The sequence below is a fragment of the Streptococcus pseudopneumoniae genome (assembly GCF_001072315.1).
In the GTDB taxonomy this organism is placed as follows: domain Bacteria; phylum Bacillota; class Bacilli; order Lactobacillales; family Streptococcaceae; genus Streptococcus; species Streptococcus pseudopneumoniae_R.
Window position 1 is genome coordinate 1 of the sequence record NZ_JVLI01000207.1, and the last position, 6,625, is coordinate 6,625.

Consider the following 6,625-nt stretch of genomic DNA (forward strand, 5'->3'; position numbering starts at 1 on the left):
GGTTTCTTAGGTGTTACTGTAACGTCACCTGTCTTAGGATCTTGTTCAACATCTACTGTTGGTGTCTTACGAGCTGGTGTTGTTACATCCACTGGTTGTGATGGTTTCTGGTTCGGTTCGGTTACTGTTCCTGTTCCTGGGACAGCTTTCTTAGGAAGGTTGTCATTTGGTACTTCACCTGAACCATCATTGCCAATTGTGACGGTGATTGGTGTGTTGTTTTCACCTGGAATCACTACCTTGCTGCCTGATGGGTATGGTTTTCCATCTGGTTTCTTAGGCGTTACAATCGCATTTCCATTTGGTTGTTGAGTAATTTCAATCTCATCTGGTGTTTCAGTTACTGGGGTTTCTGGTGTTACCTTAGCTGGAGTTTCAACTTTAGGAACTTCCACTGCTGGTTTATTTGGTTCAGTAATCTTACCTGGACCTGAAACCTTACCTTCTGGTAGGTCACTGTTTGGTACTTTACCTTTACCGTCTTCACCGATTGTGACTGTGATTGGACCATCTTTACCTGGGATTTCTACCTTAGTTCCTGGTTTGTATGGAGTTCCATCTGGTTTCTTAGGTGTTACTGTAACGTCACCTGTCTTAGGATCTTGTTCAACATCTACTGTTGGTATACGTTTCGCTTCTTTGGTTCCTACTTTTACTACTTTAGGTCTCATTTCTGTACGTTCTACTCTTGGTTGACCTTCAGTAACCTCTCCTGTCTTATCATTAACAATATAAGGTGTTGTTGTTACCACTCTTCCTTCTGAACCATTGTCAATTATTTCGTTATTGCCAACTTCTTTAGTTGGATCTTCTTGGTAGGTTGTTTCAATAGGAATGACTTTAGTTTCCACTTTTGGCTGTGTTCCAACTTTTACAACTTTTTCTTTTGGTTCTGTTCGAACGCTTGTTGTTTCACCTTCCGTTACACTTCCATCAGAGTTTACAATGTACGGTGTTGTTTTAACAATTTTTCCGTCTTTACCTTCTGTTTCTGTTGTCTTCTCACCTTTTGGTCTTGTTGGATCTGCTTCGTAACGTACTGGTTTTTCAATTGGTGTTTCTACCACTTTTGGTTTAGTACCTACTTTAACGACTTTTGGCACCATTTCAGTTTTTCTAACAACCGGTACTCCATTAGTTACTTCCCCAGTAATTTCATTAACAAGTTTTGGAGTTGTTGTTACTATCGAACCTTCAGAACCGTTGTTTACAACTGTGTTCGTTCCTACATCTTTAGTTGGGTCTGGTTCGTATCGTGTTGTTACTGGGATTGTTTGTGTGACAACTGTATCTTTTGCTCCGTCTTTTTGATGAGTTACTGTATTCGGTGTTGGTGTAATTTTTCCAGTATCCGGATCTACAGTATGCGTTGTTGTTGTTTTATCAACGTCATCTCCATTTTTACTATAACGTATAATATCATTCGGTTTAACAAGGAATGTAATATCTCTTTCAATCGAAGCTGGCATATAAATTTTCACACCATTTTTGGTATAAAATCCTGCACGAGCTGCTGGCGATTCCACAACCGCTTTATAGCCAGTTATTTTACCTGGTTCACTAAGTTGTGTTTCACTTGACACTTCATTAGTTTCTTTTTTCCATTTGAATTTTGTATTAAGCGGATAGAGACTCTCTTGACTTGTCGCGTCTGTTGCATCCGAATTCACTAACTTCACATGAAAATGCGAATCACCTAGTTTAGTATTTATTGGAACTGTCTTAGGATTTTCAACTGTTTTAATATCTACAACTGTATATTTGAATTGATACTCTTGCTCATTACCTGATGCGTCTTTTACAAGGACTTTCCCGATATGATCCCCTAAGGCAGCATTTGAAGTAGCTGTGATATCATTTCCTGTAATTTGAACATTTCCGTTTGGTGTATCTGTGTTTTTAACAAATTCTCTTCCACTTGGAAGACCAGAAGCTTTAACCTCAGTTACCTTTCCAGAATTATCACTTACTGTAAAGGTTGGATCGAAAGTTGCACCACGGAAAATAACAAATTTGCTATTTTCATTTCTAGCATCTGTAGATAATTCACTTCCATCGAATGATACTTTGGGCTTTTCGCTTTCGTTTATAGTAACTGTTACGATTTTAGATGATCTATATTGAGTAGCTACTGGTCCATCTTCCGCAGTTTTTGGTAATGTTACTTTTACATAACGAGTAGCTTCACCCTTCTCTGTTACCTGCTTATTCGCAAGTGGTGTACCATCTTGGTTTACCCACTCGTAAGTTGTACCTGTTGGTAAATCTTCTGAACCTGCAACCTTAGTAACAGCAGCTTTAGCATTTTCCTCTGTTAATGTTGCTCCATTATTAACAATAATCCTGTTAGGGGCAGCCATCACATCGTAAACATGGTGAGAAACAGTTCCCTCATGTTTTAATTTTAAATTAACATTTGATTCATTGTCATTAAATCTGCTAGCTGCATAATAAGCTCCAAATGTATAATCTGTCTTACCTAAACCATCTGTTTCTAAGTAAGTATGGATTCTTGCGTCAGGTTTATTTTCGGTTCCTTTCTTAACAAACCAGCTCATTCCAGTTGGTAGACCTCTGTTTACATAGTAATTGCTTTCAGAATCATTAGTTCTAGTAACTCCTCTGAAATCATAAACAGTGTTCGCTACTGGGAATGTAGCCTTAACATTATAATTAGCTCTAACTGTTTTAGAAGTTCCATCATTGAATCGAACTGTAATATCTGTCCAGTTTCCATCTCTTACAGTATTAGTGTTAAATGTTGCTGTTACGACAGCATCAGCTGGTAAAGGTTGTTTGCTAGATCCATCTTGTAATTCAACAATGGTCTTCATTTCTGCCGCTGATAGTGTTTCGCCTTGTTTCAAGTTAATAATTGGACGTTTTACAACATTGGTATTTTGTTGTACTTCGACTGGAACTTCATCTTTACTTCCATCTGGATATGTTACTTCTACAGTGACATATTTTTTACCAGCTGTTGTTGTTACTGCTCCATTATTTTTCAACGATGTTCTAACTCCACCATCTCGAATAGCTTCTGGTGAAAGATTTGGTACAGACACAGAGTTTTTAATTTTATCTAAATCTGAATTACTAATACTTCCAATATTATTTACAGCTACTGGTGTTGTTCCTGCTGTCGGTGTGTATTTATCTTTCTGCTCTTTCACAACCATTTTGAATTTAACAGTTGTCACATTTGATGGATCACTCTTATCAGTTGCATTTATTGTAACGCTTTTTTCTTCAATTCTGTTACCTTTTTCTACAACACCTGTTATCGTGTGTCTTAGTGGATTTGTTTCTGTAGCGTTGTCACTACTTAACCAAACTTCACTATTCGCATTAGGATTTTTATTGAACCAAATACCGTTTGGCATCCCACTTCCACGAAGTTCTTTAATTTTGCCTGTGTTATCTGAAGCTTTTATCGTAACATTTGCTTTTTCGCCACGATATACGGTTACTCTCGGTAAACTTGCTTCTGGAGTTGATTCTGAAAGTGTTGTGTCAGATCCATCATCACCAACAAGTTTCACTATTGGTTTTACAGTATCCGTCACATTAAACGTCATTTGTACTGCTTTTTTAGCAGGTGAATAGATTGTATAATTTACACGATCTATTTCTTTCGTATTCACCACACCAGGGAATACAGCCGTAGCAATATACTTAGTAATTCTTCCTGATTCGTTTAATCTCGTATTATTAGAAACTTCAGTAGTTTGGAATGTGCTAAGATTTAATTCATTCCATTTAAACTGCATATTACTTGGGTAATACTTATCATTCTCTGCAGTATTACTTTCTGCTACTTTGAAGTGGTTATGAGGATCTCCTAATTCACTTCCAAGAGCACGATTTTCTGTCGTACTATTTTTTGCTTGAATATCTACAATACGATATTTAAATTTATATGTTGCACTATTACGACCATCATTTGCAACCACAGTCGCAGTACTTTCTCCAAATGAAGCGCCATCTGCTACATAATTATCTGGAATTGTATAATTAAACTCTTTACCACCACTAGTCGTGACATTTGCAACTCCGTTTGGAAGTCCAGTAATTGATAAGTTTACATTATTACTCTTATCATCCTGAACTCTAAATGTAGGATTAAAGTTTGCTCCACGATAAATAATAAAACGATTATCATCCGCATTTTCTGTTAATTTTTTTCCATTAATCAATACTGTTGGCGCTGCCTTGTCAGGAACTTCTGTTGGTGTTACAGGTGCACTAAACTCTGACTCTACTGTGCCATTATTTTTGACAGTTGTTTTAGCTGTAATGGCTGTAGACGGTAATGCTTTTGATACCGTAATTGTAGCAGTTGTTCCCTTAGTGTTCCCAGTTCCAATAACCGTATTACCACTATATAATGTCACTGTAGAATTATCAGGAACTCCCTTACCTACATTTACAGTAACCGTTTGCCCAGTCTTCCCTGCTTTTTCATTTACAGACTTTTGGTCAATCTCAGGTTTATTTGGAAGCACTTTCAATGTTGCATCAGTAGTATTTGAAGTATTATCAGAGTACTGTGCTTTCACTTTATAACGAAATACCCCTGCTGTAGTCGTATTTGGTTTCCCATCTGGCCAACTCCAACGGATATCTGTAGGGAAGTTATTATTTCCTGTTACGAAACCAGCATCCACCGGCTTATCTAGATCGCCAAGAGGGGCATCGACTTTCTTTGTAACCTCTCTACCGCTTATAGGGTATTTTGCACTTTGTTTAACAGTTGGTTCTACATTTTCTCCATCCTTTTTTCCTGATCCAAAAACATACGATTGGCTTGTTGTCTCTCCATAAGTACCTGCAATGGCTAGAGTAAATGCTTTTTGAACATCTTCATCCGTTACACCTGATCTTAATTTTGCTTTAAAATGCATGTGTACAGCAGCTGTTTTATCATTGGTTCTCACCCCTATACCATAAGACCACCGCTTGTGCACTCCATCTAATGCCACTGCATCTTTTAAAAATTGATCAGTTTTATTGTTTTTAAAATAGTCCTTCATATCTTGATTATATGAGTTACCATTCTGACGAACACCTAGAGTGTTAAAAAATGTTAGGTACCCTTTAGAGTTACTACTATCACTTAAAAAGTTAAAATTTTGAGTTGATTCATATCTGAATTTATCAGGATTTTGAGAAAGAGTCCCACCTTCATCTTGATTTTTTCTTTTATATGTGTCAAAGCGTAAATCGCTAATAGTGTCTGACTTATAAGCTCCTGCATTTCTTCCGTCAGGTACTAAATCTAAAATTTTTGCAGGTAAAATGACATTATATTGTTGTTGTCTACTAAGAACAGCCATTGACTGTCCATCGTTATTAAAGAAGACATCGTAAACCAGATATTTCTGCCCATTAATCGTCTCAATTCGAGCTGTCATATCCACTTTATTCTCTGTGAATTGTCTATTGTCATTCCTAATATTTCCACTACCATCAGTTGCACGGAATCGTTGATAGATTAACAGGTTATTCTGATTAGTCCATGTTGGAGATACCGTTGCAGCTCTAAAACCTGTACCTTGACCCATGCTTTGACCATGACGTGGATCGTGAGAACCTGAACTCAGACGTAATGTAGCGTTTTTAACAGAGTTAAACATTCTCTTCACAAGTTTGTTCATTTGTTCAACATCTGTTAGAGATACTGTTGTATTTTCAAGAACGCCTTGAGCTAAGACCATGACTTCATTGGCTTTTTCAAGAACTTCTTTCGTGGTATCATGTTTAGGAACTTCTAAAATTGCTGCTTGCAATTGATCAACAGATACTTTCAAAGAAGCTTTTTTAGCTGAAACCGTTTGATCCTCTTCGCTTGCTCTTACTTCAGAAGAAGATTCGCTCACTGGTTTTTCAGCCTCAGTTCCAGTATTACTTTCTCGAACCTCACTTGATTCTTTTACAGCAGTAGATAAAGTAGCTAGATCAGTAGACAAAAGTTCTTTTAGTTCATTAATATCTTTTTGAACTGCATCAGCCTTATCTAGTAATGCCTGAGCTCTCTGAACTCTTTCTTTCACAGAAGAAAGCACTGACTCGTCAAGGTTTAATTTAGCTGAAAGAAGAGAATTTAATTTTTCAACTACTGTTCTTAACTGACTTTTATCAACCGTATTACTACTATTTTCAACAATTGCAGTTTCTTTATTTTCTAAAGAATTATTGACTACTTCTGATTTATTTTCATCCTTAATACCCACAGGCGAGTCGCCCTTATCATTAGGTTGTACTACACCCGCCGTAGATTGTGAATTGCTTCCGCTTACGGTATCTGCACTAACAACGCGCGCACCCAAAAACATCAGTGCTGCAACAGCTACTGAAGCCGCACCGAAACTGTACTTACGAATAGAAAAGCGCAGGACTTTTTCACGTTGATGACGCTTTATTCTATTGAGTGAATTTGATTTATTTCCCATTGTTCCTCCTTATGTTAAAACACAAAATCAAATAAAAAAAGCAACCTTCATAGCTACACACCTTATCGTAATGCACCCATGAAACCTACTATAATGAGCATTTCTTACACATTACAGCTATTACAGCTATTACAGCTATTACAGCTATTACAGCTATTACAGCTATTACAGCT

Annotated in this window: 1 protein-coding gene; it reads right to left on the reverse strand. The window is 37.1% G+C overall.

Annotated features, from left to right (window positions below; translation table 11 throughout):
• The coding region (locus ADH54_RS10760; RefSeq protein WP_049525134.1) for a sialoglycan-binding domain-containing protein at positions 1 to 6,452 on the reverse strand (6,452 nt) is incomplete at its 3' end.
• Positions 6,453 to 6,625 lie beyond the last annotated feature (173 nt).